Genomic DNA, 19,502 nt, shown 5'->3' on the forward strand with positions numbered 1-19,502 from the left:
TGATCCTGCGGAAACTATTCCAAAAGCTAAAGAATCTCCTTCCCAGACAAACCTCTAAGCATACAGGAGGAAAAAGGGTCTAAAGATATTGCTTTTGAATAATCAAAAAGAACTTAGGGACTGGATGGAATCCAAAGGAACCCTGATAAAAGAGCAACTTCCTACTGTGCAGGTGCCGGATGGGAAATCGCCGGCGGTGGTGCAGGAGGCGAAAGAGGAGAAATATTTCTGTAAGCAGTATGACTTAATCTGAGGAAATAAGGTATGTTGTGAGTTTAGCAATAAAGTAGGACAGATTTGTGCAGAACTTTGGGGAGAAAGCAGAAAAAAAAGATATGTCCAATTTCCGTCTGTCGAGGCAGGAATGGTTTATGTTGCAGAGTTTTTGGTAAGGCATAATGGGAACATTGGGAGATGGCATACGACTGATGTTAACAGACAAGCTGATTATGTAAATAATATTAATAAAACAATTCCTCGAATTGTTAATAGTTTTATATAATATGAAAAATATACATGTCCTTATTCTTGTTACATTTTTGATTACGTTTAATGTATTATCATGCACAAAAAAAAGCGAATCATATGACAAAGGGATTCCAACCGGAGTGACTAAAAAGTCTTATGACTGCGAGCAAATTCTCTTGCAGTTACTTTATACTAGTGATTTTGAGATAAAAGAAAAATATAATATTAGAATTGATACTGTAAGAAATGATACTATTATACTAAAAGCTTTTGTACAAAACAATTTATCGGACGGCCCTCAAAATAAAAATATTGTTGAAAGCGTTGTTGGTTGGTTCATAATTCCACCCAAAAAAGATGCACTTTATCTCTCACTAAATGCATTAGATCCTATTGATCCAAATTTTAAGAAAATAAAAACAAATGAAAAATTTTTTAGAGATTTTTTGAACTGCATAAACAAAAAAAAAGAAAGCACTATGACTACAAAAATAAAATTTACAGACCTTTTTAATGAAGGAACTAGTATTAAGTTTAATCCAAACAACTTGAATGATAATACGCCTGAAGTCAATTCTTTTAAGAAAAATTTGGAGATTTATCTTTCTGAAAATCCTTCACCTCAAGATTTTGAAATAGAAAACCTCACCTATCTGATTAATAATGAAACTTTTTTCGATTTACAATACTATACAGATAGCAGTTGGTTACAGTATTTTATCACAAAATATAAAATAGATACCCGCGAGTTAAATAGTTTAATGGAGCAAGCGATTAACCAGGAAGATTATAATGCTGTGAAGACATTAGTAAATAATATGTACATTGTCTCTCAAAAAGATTTGCTCATTTCTTCGAAAGCAAAACAAGAAGCAAAAGATAAAATCCAAACAAATAAAGAAGATGGGTACGAAAGCTATCTCACATCAAACTCGAAAATAGATAAAATAATTAATCTTCTTGAAGAAAAGTTTAGTGCAAACAAGGTTAATGATCCCGACGGCTTCACAAATCTCCGCAAAGAAAAAAGTACATCATCAGAAATTTTACAGCAAATCAAATCCGGCGAACAAATCCAGGTTTTAGACAAATCCGGCGATTGGCTTTTGGTGAAAACCAATGAAGGTAATCAAGGCTATATACACAAAAGCAGAATAAGATCAAATTAGCAAAAAATAATGACGGGAAATAAAATAATTTTTGGTTTTTTAATAATGTCATTTTTAATTGGTTGCAGACAGGAAGCAAAAGCAACTCACACGCTGTCAACTCAAGATAGCTTACAGGTAAAAAATAGTTCAAAAGAGGCAATTTCTACACTAAAAGAGTTCTACTTTTCAATGTACGGAAATGATGCAGACAATGAAGATTTAAAGAAAAAATACGTATCAGAAAGAGTTTTAAAAAGAATTGAAAGTTTAACATCAAATCCTGAAAATCTTATTTTGGATTATGACCCGTTCATTAAAGGACAGGACTATGACGCAAACATTATTAGAAAAACACTTGAAATAAAACCTTTAAATAAACGGAATGAATATAGAGCAAGTTTTTTATTATTCGGAGGAACAGATGAAAAACGAACCAATGTAGATTTGCTGTTAAAACAAAATCAGGAAGGGGATTTTTTGATTGATGCAATATTGAATGATGATCATTTGAACTTTGTAGAATCAGGTCTAACCACAAAAGAAGATTCAAATTTTGATGGATATAAACTGATTCAAGAGATAAAAACAGATATCAATCAGGATGGAAAACAGGATATAATTTCTATCTACGGAACAGATTGGAATAAAGAAATAAAACCCACAGACTCTAAACTCTTTAAAGTGACTGTCAGGCTAAATGATGGAAGTAATTTTTTAACATATACAAACAGCAAAATTATTCTTCCTTATTTTCCGGATAATGTAGCGTCAGGATTTTCAGATATTAAAGTTAAAAATAATTACTTTACGGTTGAACAGGCAAACGGACAAGGAAATTTTATTGAGAAAAGTTTCACAACTTTTAAATATGATCATTCAAAAAACGGAATTTTTCTTCATAAATATTCTACTATTACAACTGATAGAAATTCTGGAGATGAAAAAGAAATAAAATCTGAATATTCTGAAAAAGACTTCGGTAAAATAACTTTTGCAGAATTTAATCCTGACACAATTATTAAAAAATAATCTGAATCATTATTAAAATAATTCTATCAATATTTGAAAACAGATATCAATATGGTATTTATAATTCAACAAAACTCTCCTCGACAGAAAAAATCTCCCTATCTTTAAGCACAATAAATATTAAATCAAAAAACAATGAAATCACTTGTTCTTACGTTGATGATGATTCTTTCTTTAGGAACATTATCAGCACAAACCACCGAAGGTCAGCTTACCTACAAAATGGATTTTTCAAGCGACAATCCACAAATGGCAGCCGCTCTTCCTATGATGCAGGGTTCTACAATGAAGCTTTATTTTATGAAAGACAAATCTGCAGCGGATGTTATGATGGGCAGCTTTATGAAAATGAAAAGCGTAATGGATACTAAGGCAGATAAAGGTATTATTCTGGTTGAAGTAATGGGTCAGAAAATTGCCAACAACGTAGAATCTATTTCTAAAAAGAAAGTAGATACCGATAAAATCGGAAAGCCGGTTGCAACTTCTGAAACGAAAAAAATTCTGGGTTTCAACTGTAAAAAGTATGTAATCAAAGATCCTGAAGGAAAAGGTGCCGACTCAGTTTTATGGGTAACAACAGATATTAAAACAACGTTAGCAGGTCAGGAACAGTTCTCCAACGGTCTTGAAGGGGTTCCTTTGGAATTTTCTACAATGCAGCAGGGAATGAATGTCCGTTTTGAGGCAACAAACTTCGACAAAACCGTTTCGCCAGCAGTTTTCAACCTTACTATTCCTGAAGGGTACAAGGTAATGACAGAAGAAGAAATGGCAAGGATGGGAGGTTAATTTTAAATCTTCTCTTTTACAATTCATAAAATACAATTTCCGGATTGTATTTTTTTTTGTTTTTCAGACATGCCTAAGCTAAAAATCATCATTCAGATTTTCATTAATTTCCCTACCTTTAACCTCCAAATTTTTCATCAGTGCCAGAGTTTTTGCAGGAAGAAAGTCCGTTTCAGGTTTATTTATCGTTCAAAAAATATTTGGATGTGCTGGAGCATATCCGCTACAACGACAGACTTGAATACCGGGTAAATTATGCCGAATCGGTGATCGAAAGATTCAAAAAATTTCCCGAACTTTGTGAAGGTTCGCAGGATTTTTCTTTACTGACCAAACATCAGGATCTTATCAGAATGTTGCTGGCAGACCTCTTCCCCACCGGTCTTACACACAATGAAATCAAAGCGGCAAGTATACCTTTTACAGATATTTCCTTCAATTACACAGAGCGGTTCAGAAAAATACTTTCAGATGCTGGGCACAATTTCACACTTGAGTTCCGTGATATGACGCAGGATGAGATGTATGTGCTTTCCTGTTGCATCATCGTTCAGCTTTATTTTAAAAAAGATATTAAATTTATAATTCCATTTTACTATGATATTCCCGATCAGCACGGAATCATCAGACATTATAAAATTACGGTAAATTCAGATTTCTCAGAGATTATACCGATAGATCAGAAAAACTTTCCAACCGACAGTGAAATCGAGATTCTTCTTGAAAATCTGGATGATGTGAGTCTCTGGAAAAAACATTTTCCGCCGCAATCGTGGATGCTGAAAGGCTTCAATATTTTTTCTCTCGTAGACTGTACTGCAGAAGTAGCGTTATCGGATTTGAAATCAACGATGATCCAGATCGATCCGGAAAATCCGCTGCCGAATGAGAATTTAAAAGAAATTTTTAAATCTTATTTTGATGTTGCCGAGCTGAATTTTGGACTGATGCTCATGGATCACCAGCATCAGAAGCTGGAAAAACTTCCGATCTACGAAAATGTTTTCAGTAATTACCTTCTTGATTTCTGGATTAATCTTTATGATGAGAAAATTCAGAAAACAGCTTTTCAGAATCTGAAATACAATCCAAAACCGATTGTGATTTCGGATGTGGATCATTTTGATGATGAGATCAAAAATACACCCAACTTTTCGGTGCTTGCAAAGAACAATATCAAAAGTTTCATGGTCATCCCGATCGTTCACGAAGGCGAAGTTTTGGCTTTAATGGAATTTACATCAGAAATTGCCGGAAGCTTTAATGGACTTAAACTTAAAAAACTGGATTCTCTGAGCGATATTCTGATCTTTTCACTCAACCGTTTCAAACACGAACGCGACAATCAGATTGAGGCCATTATCCAGCGAGAATATACCACAATCCACAATTCTGTTATCTGGAAATTCAGAAATGAGGCTGAAAAATATTTCAACGCTTCACTTCAGCGGAAATTATATACTTTAAGAGAGATCAGTTTCAAAAATCTCAGTCCTTTGTTTGGAGTTTCAGATATCCGTTCATCTTCAGACAAGCGTTTTCATCTGATGCTGGACGATCTTAACGAACAGATAGACTGTCTTCATCAGCTTTTCTCTGACCTGAATTTTCCTGAAAGCGAAAAATATCTTTTAGCGCTTGATGTTTTCGAAAACGAACTCAATAATGATTTTAAAGCAGATACTGAACAGAGATTTCAGCATTTTCTGAGGGAAGAAATCCATCCCTTTTTACAGGCAGAGCTGGAAATGACATCGATGCAGAACATTAAAGATTACTTTTCAAAAGTCTATTCTGTCAACAGTCTTTTCTACTCCAACCGCAGAAAACTGGATGAATCGATTACACTTATCAACAGGAAAATTGCTGATATTTTAGATGAAAGTCAGGTAGAAGCACAGGAGATTTACCCACATTATTATGAAAGATTTAAATCTGACGGTGTTGAGCACAATCTTTACATCGGGCAAAATCTAAGTCCATCAATCAAATATTCACAGAGACAGCTCAGTGAATTACGCTTTTGGCAACTGAAAACCATCTGCAGAATCGAGCATGATTTCGAAAACTTCAGCACCCAACTTGCTATATCACTTGAAATTGCTTCTCTCATTTTTGTTTACAACGAAAGAATAGATATCCGTTTCCGTATGGATGAAAAAAGATTTGATGTAGACGGTGCCCACAATTCGTTCTATGAAATCATTAAAAAACGTCTTGAAAAAGCAAAAATTAAAGATTCCACCGAAAGAATTACCTGTCCCGGAAAAATCACCATCGTCTATTTCGGTATGGAAAACCAAAAGGAATATCTCAATTATATTTCCAGACTTCAGAAAATCGGAATTCTGAAAAATGATGTTGAATTATTGCGCGTGGAAGATCTTCAGGGCGCTTCCGGATTGTTGGCGATGCGGGTTTCTCTGGCTTAAATTAAACTTTATATTAAAGTCACTCAATTTGAATAATTTTTAATAAAAACCTGAAAGGGCGAAATCACTAAGCTACAAAGTCATAAAAGCATACGCAAAAGACAGCACAGAAATAATGATTCCTGCCATAAAAATCTGATAGGTAATTGAAAGTAACTTATATTTCCGATCTAAAACTTTACCCAAAAAATATAAATCTTTCATCATAGAATCATAAATATATTCCCTGTCTTTAATTAAATCCCTCATCGAATTTTGGAAATCGTCAAAAATCATCTGATGAAAATTACCAAAGAACAAAAGATTCACCTTTCTGTCTGCGATATCCTGCTTTGTAAAATTGGTCTTCGTCACATTAGGTTTCGTAGAAAGAATCGCAAAAATAATGGTCAGAACACTTGACAATAAGAGCAAAAATGTGGGTATAATCAAATGCGTATTTTTTGGAGTATCCAGTTTTGGAACCAAAACTGAAAGACCAACCGAAATGATAATTGCATTCACAGAAAGCAAAATATTCGCTTTGCTGTCTGCAATATCACTCAGTCTAGTATGATTATTTAAGGTAACTCTGAAAAGGGTATCAACACTTCTATCGGATTTTTCTTCTTTTTTCTCAGACTTATCTTTTTTAGGCTTATCCTCTTTTTCCAATTTTTTCTCGATTTTTTTTACGTTTTTAAGCTTTAAAGGCTCCCAGTTTTCTTTCGCGTAATCGGTAAAATACTGATGTTTATTTTTGAGGAAATCTATGTTCATTTCGTTCCACTCATCGGTGGAAAAACATGGCCCTCCGGTGAGTTCCCACTCTTTTCTCAAAGCTTCTGCGGAATCATTATAAAAAGGACTCGCAAAATGACTGAAATCTGCATCCTTCATGATCATTTCAAGAAAACCTTTAGGCTGATGGTATTTTTGGGTTGCAAGAATCAGATTTGAAACTTCGTCAATATATTCATCAGAAAAATTATCTTTTTTAAGGAAATCTTTCATCAAAACCGCTCCTCTTTCTTCGTGTCCCTCGGCATTACAGTCGGTAAATCCCACGTCGTGAAACCACAAAGCAAGAATTATTTTTTCTCTTTCAACCTCAGAAATTTGGCTGTGTTTAATGATCTCTTCCGCTTTCTGGACGGCAAAAGAGGTGTGAATAAAATTATGGTAAAAGTAAACCGAAGATAACTTATCTTTGAATAAGCTTTCTACGTGATTTTTAGCCTTATCTAAAATATTCATTGCAGATTTTTCTTAATGTAAATGTATGAATTTATCTTGTATTAAATCCCTTAAAAATAGCCGTTTCATTAATGGCTTAATCATACTGTCTGTGCTCTCTTCCTGTGCAACTTACAAAGTTCAGAAAGGAAAAGAATTGCAGGAAATCCCTGTTTCGCAGGCAAAAACGGAGAATGATTTTAAACTTTTCCTCATCGGTGATGCCGGAAATGCGAACGAAAAGCAGGCTCAGCACACTTTAAATTTACTTAAAAACAAGCTCGACTCTGCAGATAAAAATTCGATAGTCATCTTTTTGGGTGACAACATCTACCCACTCGGAATGCCAAAAGAAGGCAGCAAAGAATATGATTCCGCAAGGGTAAAAATGGAAAATCAATTGGCTGTTACCAAAAATTTCAAAGGTAAAACACTGGTTATTCCCGGAAATCATGACTGGTATCATGGTCTCGAAGGTTTAAAAGCGCAGGAAGATTTCGTGAAAAACTATCTTAATGATAAAAAATCTTTTCTTCCTAAAAATTCATGCCCGATTGATGATATTAATTTAACTAAAGACATTAAGCTGATTATCATTGATTCTGAATGGGCACTGATCGACTGGGACAAATATCCCGGAATCAATAAAGGTTGTGATATCAAGACAAAGGATGATTTTTACAAAGAGTTTAAAGACTTAATTGTAAAAAATCAGGATAAAAGAATTATCGTTGCGGTGCATCATCCGATTATCAGTTCGGGTGTGCATGCCGGATTCAATTCTGCAAAATCACATCTGTCTTCATTTCAGGGAAAACTTCCGGTTCCAGGCGTTGCCACTTTAATCAATACGTTAAGAAGTTCGTCTGGAGCAAGCATGGAAGACCTCAGCAACAATCATTACGCTGAATTTGCAGGAAGAATTAAAAACATTGTTCAGGACAAAGAAAATGTGATTTTTGTTTCAGGACACGATCACAATCTTCAGTATCATTCAGATAAAAATATTAGACAGATCATCAGCGGCGCGGGTTCCAAAACAGATCCTGTGACGATTGCTTCAAAAAAGGATTTTTCCTTTGGTGGAAGCGGTTTTGCAGTTTTAAATTTAAGAAACGATCAAAGTGCCGATGTAGAATATTTTTCAACTAAAAATAATCAACTGAAAAGCCTTTCAAACATTCAGGTGAAAGATGCGCCGAAAGAATTTGTCAATAATTATCCGTCAGATTTAGCTGCCACTTTTACCAGCGCGGTTTACACTGAAAGAATGACGCAGCGCGGGAAATTTTACAGCTGGCTATGGGGAAATCATTACAGAAAATATTACGCAACACCGATCAATAATCAGGTTGCAGATTTGTCAACTTTAAACGGAGGTTATACACCTTTTCGTGAAGGTGGCGGAAATCAGTCGAACAGTTTGCGCTTGCAGGCAAATGACGGACAGGAATTTGTAATGCGTGGTGTGAAGAAAAATGCAATACGCTTTTTAAACAATCAGGGATTCAAAAAAAACAGTTTTGGAAATGAACTTTCAAATACTTTTCCCGAAAGATTTCTGATGGATTTCTATACGACAAGTCATCCTTTTACCGCATTTTCAGTCAACAATCTTGCTGATAAAATCGATCTTTTTCACAGCAATCCAAAGCTGTATTATATTCCTAAACAAAAGCAGTTAGGTCAGTTTAACCAAAATTATGGCGATGAAATGTACATGATTGAGGAACGCTTTTCTTCCGACCCAAAAACTTTAGCTTCACTGGATAATGCTACAGATATTATCTCGACAGCTGATTTAATTAAAAACCTTCAGAAAAACAGCAATTACACTGTTGATCAGGATCTGTATATCAGAGCAAGACTTTTTGACATGCTGATCGGTGATTGGGACAGACACGAAGATCAGTGGAAATGGGCAGAATATAAAAACGGAAAAAATGTTTTTTACAAACCTATTCCGAGAGATCACGATCAGGCCTTCAGCAATTATGACGGTACTGCTTTTAAAGTAATTATGAATATTCCAATGATCCGTCACATGAAATCATTTAAAGATGAAATCAAAAATGTGAAGTGGATGAATATGGAACCTTATCCGCTGGATTTAATTATTCTGAAAGCTGCAAGTGAAAAACAGTGGAATGCTCAGGCAAAATTTATTCAGGAAAATATTAGCGACAAAGATATTGATGACGCATTCAAAAACCTTCCGAAAGAAGTCCAGGATGATACGATTGCCGATATTCAGAGAAAACTTAAGGTCAGAAAAAAGGATCTCGGAAACTATGCAACAAAATACTCTTCTGTCTTGGAAGAAAAAGTTCCGATCGCAGGAACCGTCAACAAAGATAAATTTGTGATTTCAAAACACACAGACGGTCTGATTACTGTAAAACAATACGAACTGAATGACAAAAGTAATGAGGAAAAACTTGTTTTTGAAAAGACTTACAACGACACTTTAACCAAAGAAATCTGGGTGTATGGACTTGAAGAAGACGACATTTATGAAGTTACGGGAGATGGAAAATCTAAAATCAACATTCGCCTGATTGGTGGATACAACCACGATGTTTACAGAGTTTCCAACGGAAGTAAAGTGAAAATTTATGATTTTAAATCACAAAAAAACACATACGAAACCAAAGGCGCTTCAAAACATTTAACCAACGACTACGAAGCCAATACCTACAACTGGAAGCACCCGAAATACAACTTTTTTGCAGGTTATCCGAACGCCGATTTCAATCCTGATGATGGTGTAATTTTGGGTTTTGTGGCGAATTATACCGTAAACAATTTCATCCGCGATCCGTTTACCCAAAAACATTCTCTCAGTGCCAATCTTTACACGGCGACAGGAGGTTTTAATGTAGGGTATAAAGGCGTATTTAAAAAGGCAATTTTCGGTTGGGATGCCAATGTTGATGCCTATTACACCACTCCTCATTTTGCCAGAACATTCTTTGGATTGTCGAATGACAATGAGTTTAATAAAGAGATCAGCAGGAATTATAACCGTGTGAGAATTTCACAAATCAGAGTTGCTCCTTCCATTTCAAAAACGAACTGGCTCAATCTTAAACACCAGTTTCAGTTGAGTTTTGAGCATTCTGAAGTGCAGAGAAACGATGACCGCTTCATCGCAGTTTCGACGGATGTGAATCCAGAAGTTTTCAATGGTCAACAGTTCGGTGGTGCCAACTATACTTTTAGTTTTAAAAATTCCGACAGCAAAGCCTTCCCTACTTTGGGAATGGAATTGATTCTAAATGCAGGCTGGAAAACAAACTTTGCAAATTTTGACCAGAATTTCGTGGCTTATCAGGGAACTTTAAATTTATTCAGGAAAATTGATAAAAACGGAAAATTTGTATTTGCGAACTCGGCCAATGCGATGATCATCAACAACAATAATTTTGAATTCTATCAGGCGGCAAGCATCGGTGGAAGAAACGGTCTGCGTGCTTACAGAAATGAAAGATTCTCAGGAAAATCCTATTTCGTCAACAGTGCAGAAGTCCGCTGGGATTTTGGACGTGTGAAAAACAGCATCGTTCCTGCTAATATGGGAATTTTGGTTGGATACGATTTGGGTAGAGTGTGGAACGATCACGAAATTTCAGATACATGGCATCAAGGTGTCGGCGCCGGTTTCTGGCTTGGAATTCTGGATATGATTTCTGCAAGACTGGATTATTTCATCGGATCAGATGGCGGAAGAATTTCCGGTGGCGTCGGAATGAGTTTTTAAAGGCATTGCCTTTTATATTTGAAGAGTTATTAAACCTTCAAGGTTTTTGTAACCTTGAAGGTTTGTTTCTTTATAAAATCATTTTAGTTCAAATTTATACACATTCCCACCTTCTTTCTTATCCTTTTCATCGGCAATCAGTAAGGTTTTATCATCAAGAAAAACAACTGCTTCCTTTTGCGAATTATGGTTTAGGACAAATTTCTGAATTTTAGCTGAATTAAAATTATCCGGAGCAAAACCGGAAAGAACATGAATATTTTTGTGCGTTAAAAGAACAATCTGATTTTTTGAATTAATGGAAGCCGAAGTAATCGCAGCATCGTTATAACCGCCTTCCAGTTTCAATTTCCCAACTAATTTAGCTTCAAAATCACCTTCCTTATTTGGAATCTGGAAGACTAAAAAAGTTCCGTCAAAGCCTTTGCTTCTGTTTTTTGTAAAGAGATAAAAATTCCCGTCTTTTTCTACAAAGGCTTCACAATCGTAAAGCAGATTAGATTTTTTTGGAGGAAACTCAGTCTGCCCTTCATAGTGAAATTTCGTGGTCTGAATTACTTTTGCAGATTTTTGAGTTTCACTTTTTAAATCCAGTTTGAGGATAGAAAGATTCTGTCTGTCATTTTCATTATTCCCGAAATCACCGATATAAATATTTCCCGCATTATCTTTCGTAATGTCTTCCCAATCGTTATTGTCGGCATTTTCAACCAATACATCTGCGATAAGATTTCCTTTTAAATCTAAACCGTACACCACATTTTTATTTCCGGCGTCTTCAATTGCCCAGATTGTTTTCTGATCCTGTGAAATTGCCATCCCCGAAACCTCTTTCAGTTTTTTTGGAAGGGAGAATTCCGTTTTCAGACTATCTTCTTTCGGAGTAGAAGTTTCAGTTTTCGGGTTGCATCCTATGAAAAGCAGAGAGCAGATCGCAGAGAGAATATTCATTTTCATTTGTTGTTATTTAAAAGTTTTGCTTTATCCCAAAGTTCGTCCATTTCCTCCAAAGTCATGTCAGCTAATTTTAAATCTGCATCAGCTGCAAGCTGTTCCATCTTCTGAAATCTTGAAATGAATTTTAGATTGGTTCTTTCCAAAGCGGAATCGGGATTTAAACCTGAAATTCTGGCGTAATTGATCAGTGAGAAGAATACGTCTCCCAGTTCAAGTTCTTTTTTATCCAAATCAGTTTCGTCATGAAATTCTTTAATTTCCTCATCTACTTTCTTCCACGCATCTTCGGCATCATGAAATTCGAAACCAATTCCTTTTACTTTATCCTGAATTCGGTAGGCTTTTACAAGACTCGGCAAACCTTTCGGAACACCACCCAAAATAGATTTGTTTCCCTCTTTTAATTTAAGCTTTTCCCAGTTTTGTTTCACCTCTTCTTCATCTTTCACTTCAACATCGCCGTAAATGTGCGGATGACGGAAAATCAGTTTTTCATTCAAAGAATTGATGACATCAGCAATATCGAAACTTTCTTTTTCTGAACCGATTTTAGCGTAAAAAACCAAATGCAGCAATACATCGCCGAGTTCTTTTTTGATCTCCGTCAGATCTTCCTGCAAAAGTGCATCAGAAAGTTCGTAAGTTTCCTCCAAAGTCAGATGACGAAGAGTCTGAAGCGTCTGTTTCTGATCCCACGGACATTTCTCACGAAGATCATCCATAATATCCAAAAGTCTTCCGAAAGCTTCGAGTTTTTCCTGTCTGGTGTTCATTTTTAGGTTAAGGTTAAGGTTAAGGCAAATTTAGTAAAAATCGATTTTAAAAACTGTCGTCATTGCGAGGAGGGACGACGAAGCAATCTGTTGAACTTACTCAAATACCTCTAACAGATTGCTTCGCTTTGCTCGCAATGACAAAAAAACCTCATCATTGCTGACGAGGTTTGTATCAATGAAGATAAATTAATTATCCCATTTTTCTGTGTGTACTTTTTGTAGCTGCTTTTGCTCCCGTGCTTGCTTTTACTTTTGGTGTAGCCGGCTTTTCTGCTTTAGGTGCCTTTTTTGGAGCTTCTTTTTCTACATTGATTTCTTCTGCAGCTTCTCCTTCCAAAGTTTCAGACTCTGCTTTCACGAAACTTTCAGGAGTGATGTAACCTGCCTTGTGAAGCGTGTTGTACCATTGAGCAAGCTTCTTGATATCAGAAACATAAACTCTCTCAGTATCGTAGTTTGGAAGCGATGCGCTCATAAATTCCTTCAGCTCTGCCTCTGAAGATTTGTGAGAAATCGTTTCTTTATAGTCATAGTTTTTTGCAATATTTTCAAATACTTCAAACAAAGGCACTTCTTTATCAAAAGTAAACATTGCAATATTGTCTAAAAGACTTACCTGACTTGAATTTCCGATGCTTACTTTCTTTTTGTTTGAAACATCTTCAATAATAAAACCGTTTCTAAGCTGAGAAACCAATTTGAAAAGTCCCGGTTTTCCGGAAATCGAAATTATTTTTTCTAACTGCATAATCTTGTTTTTTGTGGCAGTATACAACTGCCTTTTACCTGTTTATTTCTTTTTTTAATCTTAAAATCTACTTCGGAAATCTCATTTTATAGTTGATTCCAACCTCGCCCTGAGAGATTTTTACCAGCTTTCCTTTAACGAGTTTTTTCTTTAAAGCACTGAGATGATCGGTGAAAAGAATCCCTTCAATATGATCATATTCGTGCTGAATAACGCGGGCTCTAATATCGGAAAAAGTTTCTGTATGTTTAACGAAATTTTCGTCATAATATTCGATCAGAATTGTACTTTTTCTCTTCACATCTTCCCTTACGTCCGGAATCGAGAGACAGCCTTCATTAAACTTCCATTCTTCGCCGGATTCTTCAAGAATTCTAGCATTGATGAATACTTTTTTGAAGTCTTTCAGTTCTTCGGCAATATCTTCATAGTCTTCATCCTCTGCCAAAGGCGTTACATCCACCATAAAAAGTCTGATGTCCAGACCAATCTGTGGCGCTGCGAGACCGATACCGTTGGCACTGTACATGGTTTCAAACATATTATCAATCAACTCCTGCAGCCCCGGATAATCTTTATCGATATCCTTTGCCACTTTCCTCAAAACCGGATCCCCGAATGCTCTTATTGGTAAAATCATCTTGTTCTTTGTTCTAAAAAATTCTGCAATATAATCGTTGCACTTACTTTGTCTATAAGACCTTTCTGCTCCCGCTGTTTTTTATTTTTCCCACTTTGGGAGATAAAAAACGATGCCATTTTTGAGGTAAATCTTTCATCTAAACGATGAACCTCTACCCCTGGAAATTCAGCTTTAAACTTTTCAATAAAAGTCAAAATACTCGTCTCAATTTCAGACATATTGCCTTTTAAATCTGTTGGTAAACCCACTACGATGGCTTCCACCTGATTTTCTGAGAAATACTTTTTTAAAAAATCAATCAGAGAAGCTGTGGCTACTGTATCTAAAGCACTTGCGATAATTTGCATATCGTCGGTGGCTGCGATACCACATCTTGCCTTTCCGTAGTCTATTGCAAGGATTTGTTTCAGTGAAGATTTCATAAGACTGCAAATTTAATAAATTTTAGTGATTTTATTCTAAACACAGTTTTTTTTATAAATTTTGATATTTTACATAATTTTTTTTATAAATTTAATTTTCCAAACCACTCATTATGAAGCAACTCATCCTTGTTCGGCACGCAAAAAGCGACTGGCCGGAAGAAACAGAAGACTTTGACAGACCCTTGGCCAACAAAGGTCTGGAAGATGCCGCAATGATGTCGAGATACATGAAAAACAACAATATCAGCATCGATTACCTTCTTTCAAGTCCCGCAGTGAGGGCTTTGAATACCTGTGAAATTTTCAACCAGACTTATCAGCTGACAGTAGGAACTGATCCAAATCTTTACAATCCCAAAGAAAGAAATTTCGAATCTGCTATTTATACTTTGGACGATTCACTGAATTCTGTTGCTCTTTTTTCGCACAATAACGGAATTTCCAATTTTGCCAACTCCATTTCCGAGGATATTTATCACTTCCCGACCTGCGGCGTTGCCGGATTTCAGATTGAATGTGATTCTTGGTCGCAGTTTGAGGGAGCTAGGAAAAAATTATTGTTTTTTTATGAACCTGGGAAAATTAAAACATGAACCGTTACCGAATAACGTGAATTGAACTCATTTCTGTAAACCTACTTATTGCTTATTATCGAATAATTCGTAAATATCACAATTTTCGACTGTAGATTTGATGATAACTTGGTTGTTTTGTACTGCAACATTCATAGTTTGAGTTCCATTTCCAAAATCCATTCCTAAGATTGAATGATAAACCTGAATTCTTTGAATTTTATTCATATTATTTCTTTGAAATAAGACAGCATTAAAATCTTTTTCAGGTTTCTTAACATAGTTTTCATAACCCTCGAAAATAGTTTTCCCAAAGAAAAGCACTTTTCCATCTTTGTAGATAAACATAAAGTCTTGATATTTACCATCTGCCGTAGATTCCATTCTGCCTGAGATCATTTTAAAGTCTTTTGCGCATTTGTAAGTCCCCAAATGCTTGTAAATCTCATTGTATCTGACATCTAAATTTGAGGAGTCAAATTTTAACAGTTTTTTTAACATCCTATTCTCTGCTGGGCTTTGAGCTGAGAACGCCGGTGAATTGAAAATTAAAAACAGAATGATACAGATTACATAATTTTTCATCTTCCTGAGAATATATATCAAATTTATTGTAAAAAAAATCAAAAAAACTTACAAATCGTTAATTTAACACTACTCTTTTGATGAATAGATTTGTAGTTCTGAAGATTTTCATAAATATTTTTGTTGTCTTATTTGTTTCACATTGTCCAGTTTTTTTGCAAAGAAAAAGACGAGCCAAAGCCCGTCCCTATTGCTGATATTTCATTCTTAAGTATCGAAATTGACTATTTTCTCTTCAAATCCAGATCATCAAAATCAAAACTGAAATCTGTAATATCTGAAATCGCTTTCATTTTTGCTGACTCTGCTTTTCCGTTTTCATCATAACTGAATATGATATAAGCATCCGCATCATAGCTTCTGTCATCCCATTTTACAATAAAAGTATTATTGGAATACGGAAGCAGCTCTCCTTTCAGTCTTGGGGAATTTTTGCAGTTCAGTCTGAAAGTATTTCCTTCTTTTGTAATCGTTACATCACCAAACCACACATCATTGTAAGTTCCTGCGAACTGTTCTGCTTTTGGCTGGAGGTTTTTGTCTTTTTTAAAGGCTTCAGATTTTGCGAAAGCTTCTTTCTTTTGCTTGTCATAGCCTTCTTCTACTTTTTTCATTCTGTCGCCGTAGGTTTTCAGCCAGTTTCTGTCTGCCACGCCAAGGTAAGAATCTTTCACGGTGTTGGTAATTGTGTTGAAAGCCGCTCCGGACTGTTGATTTGTTAAAACCACAATTCCTAATTTCATATCCGGAATTAAAGTAAACTGAGTCACCGTTCCGATTAGTCCGCCAGTATGCTGAACCTGTTTATGACCTTTCACATCACTTAAAAACCATCCCAAACCATAGCCATAGAAACTCGTGTCATAAGGGTTTTTCAGAGCTGCGCCACTCGAAATCTGAAGATTCCAAAGCTGCATGATGTTTTTATCTGAAACCAGTTTTTTACCGTCTTTGGTGGTGAAATTATTCATCAGACATTCTGCCCACGTCGTTATGTCTTTGATATTGCTCATAATTCCGCCTGCTGCGTTGGCCGTTTCGTTCCAGTCATGAGGAACTGCGATGGCTTTACCGTCAACCGGAGCGTGGGCATCGATTTTGTTGGCAACTGCTTTGGCTCTGTTGTAACTTCCGAAACTTGAAGTCATGCCGACCGGTTTCAGGATTCTCTGTTCGATAAACTCTGCCCAGCTTAGCCCGGAAATTCTTGTAATTACCTCTCCCGCAACAATGAACATCACATTGTTGTAATCCAAAGTCGTTCTGAAAGGATTTTCAGGCTTCAAATATCTTACGTTGTGTACAATATCTTTTACGCTTAAATTTCCGCCTTCGGGAAAGAACATCAAATCCCCCTGTCCAAGACCCAAACCGGCTCTGTGCGTCACCAAATCTTTGATCGTAACATTCTGAGAAACGTAAGGATCATACATTTGAAATTCAGGAATATATTTTGAAACTTTATCGTCCCAGTCGAGTTTTCCTTCATCTGCTAAAATTGCCAGGGCGGTGCAGGTAAACCCTTTTGAGTTGGAAGCAATTCCCACCAAAGTAGTGTCATCCATTGGCAGTTTTGAGGTTAATGAACGGACGCCGAAACCTTTGGAGTAAATCAGTTTCCCGTCTTTGGTAACACCGACAGACATTCCCGGAACATCGAAAGTTTTTAAAGTATTCTGAATCAATTCATCGAGTTTTTTTTCTTCAACCTGGGCATTGGCAATGCCGAATGTCAAAATAAAAAGGAAAAAAGAAAGTTTCTTTTTCATATGTAAATATTTATTTTTTTTTAAGGTCATATGGAGTCGCCACAATCTAATTTTTGCTTATTACAGAAATAATCAAATATGGCGAATTCATAAGTTTTAAATTTCATCAAATTTAAACATTTCGGGATTATTGAGTAAATTTGGACTTTCAAAATATTCAATGACTAAAATCCTACTACTTTCAGATTCTCATTCGTACATTGATGACAGAATTTTAGAATATGCTTCTCAGGCTGATGAGATCTGGCACTGTGGTGATTTCGGGAGTTTTGAGATCATTGAAAAGCTTGAGAAAATAAAACCGCTGAAAGGTGTTTGGGGAAATATCGACGGCGCAAAAATCCGTTCAGAATTTCCTGAAGTGAACCGGTTTTTCTGTGAAGATGTAGAAGTTTTGATGATTCACATCGGTGGTTATCCTGGAAAATATACGCCTTTGGCAAATAAAGAAATTAAAGAAAAAGCTCCGAAACTGTTTATTTCAGGGCACTCTCATATTCTGAAAGCGATGTTTGATCAGAAAAATAATCTGTTGCATTTAAATCCTGGAGCTTGTGGTAAGCAGGGCTGGCATAAAATGAGAACGATGATGCGGTTTATAATCGACGGAGAAGAAATAAAGGATCTGGAAGTAATAGAATTGGGAGCGAAGGATTTGAAATTTGAGATTTGAGATTTGAGATTTGAGATTTGAGATCTGAAATTTGAGATTCAGTACGTAACCACTTTTGATTAAATGACAGTTTAATTTTGGTAACAAATTGTAACTAGCCCTGATTGCAGCGGTTACCCCGCAACTGGCGATGGCCAATGCGGTGGCGTGAGGAGTATGAGCGGAAAGCAGGTTCACGGCTCCTGAAAAAAATTAAAAATAAAGAAACGGATTGATTTGTTTCACCCACAAAGACATGAAAATAGGAGAAAAAGTTTCGGCACTGGATGAAGATTTGAACGGAGTAGTCACTTCGGTTAATGGAAATACTGTGGTTTTTAAAGACGAATATGGATTTACCTATCAATATCCGAAGGAAAAACTGGTTCCGAAAAATGCTGAGATTTATGAAAATATCAAAATTGTAAAAAAGGCTGAACCGAAAAAAACAGTTTCCAAAAAACACGATAAAAATCCGATGATTCTGGATCTTCATTTTGAAAATTTAGTTAAAAATCCTAATGATTATGATAGCTTTGAGCGGCTTTTTCTGCAAAAAGAAAAGCTGATCCAGACAATCAATTTTTGCAGGAAAAATCATTTGAAAAGACTTGAAATTGTACACGGAATCGGCGACGGAACCTTGCAGCGAATGGTTTTGGATGTACTTGAAAGCCAAACCAATCTTGATTTTTACAACAAAGAAATACTTCACCATCAATCGGGTGCGGTAATGGTAGATTTTCACTAAATTTGCAGGAATTGACTTATGAACGTACTACATTTACTTTTCACAAAAGACGGATTAATCTACCAGATCGCTAAAAACAAAAGCGTCGTGGAGGAAAAATCTTATTTTTCTGACGAAGAATCGCCGGAAAATTTTATCCTTGACACCCTCGATGAAGTTTTGATCAAACAGCGATTTGACGAAATTCATGTTGTTTCTGCATTAAATAATTTTACTCTGATGCCCGAAGGTTTTGAAAACCATGACCTTGGCTATGATCTGATTGCATTCAACACGCCTGTGGATAAGGAAAAAGAAGAACTGATGCTGTCTGTCAACAAAAAGTTTAAAGTTCAGTTTTACTATACTTTCCCAAAAGAATATTATCAGAAAATCAAAGCGCTGTCGCTGCCGGTTTTCTTTAATTTTTCGGGTGAGAAGTTTTTAAATTCTATCAGTTTTAAAAATAATAAAGAAATTCATATCAATCTGTATCACAATCAGTGCGAGTTTTTCGCGATTGATGATAAAAAAGTGATCCTTTATAACAATCTGGATGTGAATTCTGAAGTTGATTTCCTTTACTTCGTGATGTTCACTTTAAGCAAAATCGGTTTTGGAATCAATGAAACCAAGTTTTTCGCTTATGGAGAAACCACCGAAAACGAGACTTTTATCTCTGAACTTCAGAAATTTGTGAAGAACCTGAAGATTGTTTACGATAATCTTCCGGGCAAAAATTTCATATTAAATTAGGCTGGATGATGGACGTTGGATGCTGGATGTTTACAAGATTGC

At 35.7% G+C, this 19,502-nt stretch carries 17 protein-coding genes; 9 read left to right on the top strand and 8 right to left on the bottom strand.

What is annotated here, in order from left to right; translation table 11 throughout:
* Positions 1 to 503 precede the first annotated feature (503 nt).
* From ASG21_RS00905 to ASG21_RS00920, 4 genes are all read left to right on the top strand, one after another.
* Positions 504 to 1,637 carry an SH3 domain-containing protein gene (locus tag ASG21_RS00905; protein WP_056074699.1) on the top strand — a complete coding sequence of 378 codons (1,134 nt, stop codon included), beginning with the start codon at positions 504 to 506 and terminating at the stop codon, positions 1,635 to 1,637.
* Between the two features lie 45 nt (positions 1,638 to 1,682).
* Positions 1,683 to 2,648: a DUF3828 domain-containing protein gene (locus ASG21_RS00910; protein WP_157844497.1), complete on the top strand. Its 966-nt coding sequence runs from the start codon at positions 1,683 to 1,685 to the stop codon at positions 2,646 to 2,648.
* Positions 2,649 to 2,783: 135 nt separating this feature from the next.
* Entirely contained in the window at positions 2,784 to 3,440 is a 657-nt protein-coding gene (locus ASG21_RS00915; RefSeq protein ID WP_056074703.1) for a hypothetical protein, read from the top strand.
* 140 nt (positions 3,441 to 3,580) lie between these two features.
* On the top strand, positions 3,581 to 5,872 hold the full coding sequence (locus ASG21_RS00920) for a GAF domain-containing protein (protein WP_056074705.1): 2,292 nt from the start codon (positions 3,581 to 3,583) through the stop codon (positions 5,870 to 5,872).
* A 72-nt stretch (positions 5,873 to 5,944) separates the two neighbouring features.
* Here ASG21_RS00920 and ASG21_RS00925 read toward each other — a convergent pair whose 3' ends face one another.
* A complete protein-coding gene (locus ASG21_RS00925) occupies positions 5,945 to 7,108 on the bottom strand; it encodes a Pycsar system effector family protein (protein WP_056074707.1) in 1,164 nt (387 codons plus the stop codon).
* Positions 7,109 to 7,133: 25 nt separating this feature from the next.
* Between ASG21_RS00925 and ASG21_RS00930 the strand changes: the two genes are divergently transcribed.
* A complete protein-coding gene (locus ASG21_RS00930; RefSeq protein ID WP_056074709.1) occupies positions 7,134 to 10,847 on the top strand; it encodes a metallophosphoesterase in 3,714 nt (1,237 codons plus the stop codon).
* A 78-nt stretch (positions 10,848 to 10,925) separates the two neighbouring features.
* Here ASG21_RS00930 and ASG21_RS00935 read toward each other — a convergent pair whose 3' ends face one another.
* The 5 genes from ASG21_RS00935 to ruvX all read right to left on the bottom strand — a co-directional run bounded on the left by ASG21_RS00935 (position 10,926) and on the right by ruvX (position 14,381).
* A complete protein-coding gene (locus tag ASG21_RS00935; RefSeq protein ID WP_056074711.1) occupies positions 10,926 to 11,804 on the bottom strand; it encodes a hypothetical protein in 879 nt (292 codons plus the stop codon).
* On the bottom strand, positions 11,801 to 12,577 hold the full coding sequence (gene mazG / locus ASG21_RS00940; protein WP_056074712.1) for a nucleoside triphosphate pyrophosphohydrolase: 777 nt from the start codon (positions 12,575 to 12,577) through the stop codon (positions 11,801 to 11,803). Before mazG ends, ASG21_RS00935 begins: the two co-directional genes overlap by 4 nt.
* Before the next feature lie 193 nt (positions 12,578 to 12,770).
* Entirely contained in the window at positions 12,771 to 13,328 is a 558-nt protein-coding gene (locus ASG21_RS00945) for a DUF5606 domain-containing protein (protein WP_056075221.1), read from the bottom strand.
* 67 nt (positions 13,329 to 13,395) lie between these two features.
* Positions 13,396 to 13,968 (bottom strand): peptide deformylase, encoded by a 573-nt coding sequence (gene def, locus ASG21_RS00950; protein ID WP_056074714.1) that lies wholly within the window; start codon positions 13,966 to 13,968, stop codon positions 13,396 to 13,398.
* Entirely contained in the window at positions 13,965 to 14,381 is a 417-nt protein-coding gene (gene ruvX, locus ASG21_RS00955) for a Holliday junction resolvase RuvX (RefSeq protein WP_056075224.1), read from the bottom strand. The genes def and ruvX overlap by 4 nt, the downstream gene beginning before the upstream one ends.
* Positions 14,382 to 14,506: 125 nt before the next feature.
* On the opposite strand from ruvX, the gene ASG21_RS00960 reads away from it, so the two are divergent.
* Positions 14,507 to 14,989 (top strand): histidine phosphatase family protein, encoded by a 483-nt coding sequence (locus ASG21_RS00960; protein ID WP_056074716.1) that lies wholly within the window; start codon positions 14,507 to 14,509, stop codon positions 14,987 to 14,989.
* A gap of 45 nt (positions 14,990 to 15,034) precedes the next feature.
* Here the strand turns inward: ASG21_RS00960 and ASG21_RS20450 are convergent, their stop codons facing one another.
* Both ASG21_RS20450 and ASG21_RS00970 read right to left on the bottom strand, forming a co-directional pair.
* Positions 15,035 to 15,553, bottom strand: a complete 519-nt coding sequence (locus tag ASG21_RS20450; protein ID WP_056074718.1) for a hypothetical protein — start codon at positions 15,551 to 15,553, stop codon at positions 15,035 to 15,037.
* Between the two features lie 224 nt (positions 15,554 to 15,777).
* On the bottom strand, positions 15,778 to 17,322 hold the full coding sequence (locus ASG21_RS00970) for a serine hydrolase (protein ID WP_056075227.1): 1,545 nt from the start codon (positions 17,320 to 17,322) through the stop codon (positions 15,778 to 15,780).
* 160 nt (positions 17,323 to 17,482) lie between these two features.
* On the opposite strand from ASG21_RS00970, the gene ASG21_RS00975 reads away from it, so the two are divergent.
* From ASG21_RS00975 to ASG21_RS00985, 3 genes are all read left to right on the top strand, one after another.
* Positions 17,483 to 17,995 carry a metallophosphoesterase family protein gene (locus ASG21_RS00975; RefSeq protein WP_056074720.1) on the top strand — a complete coding sequence of 171 codons (513 nt, stop codon included), beginning with the start codon at positions 17,483 to 17,485 and terminating at the stop codon, positions 17,993 to 17,995.
* Positions 17,996 to 18,230: 235 nt separating this feature from the next.
* Positions 18,231 to 18,725, top strand: coding sequence for a Smr/MutS family protein (locus tag ASG21_RS00980; RefSeq protein WP_056074723.1), 495 nt, complete (start codon positions 18,231 to 18,233; stop codon positions 18,723 to 18,725).
* Positions 18,726 to 18,743: 18 nt separating this feature from the next.
* The gene (locus ASG21_RS00985; protein WP_056074724.1) at positions 18,744 to 19,460 is read left to right on the top strand and encodes a DUF3822 family protein; all 717 of its coding nucleotides are present in this window, start codon (positions 18,744 to 18,746) and stop codon (positions 19,458 to 19,460) included.
* The last annotated feature ends 42 nt before the right edge of the window (positions 19,461 to 19,502 follow it).

Origin of the sequence: Chryseobacterium sp. Leaf394, from assembly GCF_001424105.1 — a bacterium.
Taxonomy (GTDB): domain Bacteria; phylum Bacteroidota; class Bacteroidia; order Flavobacteriales; family Weeksellaceae; genus Chryseobacterium.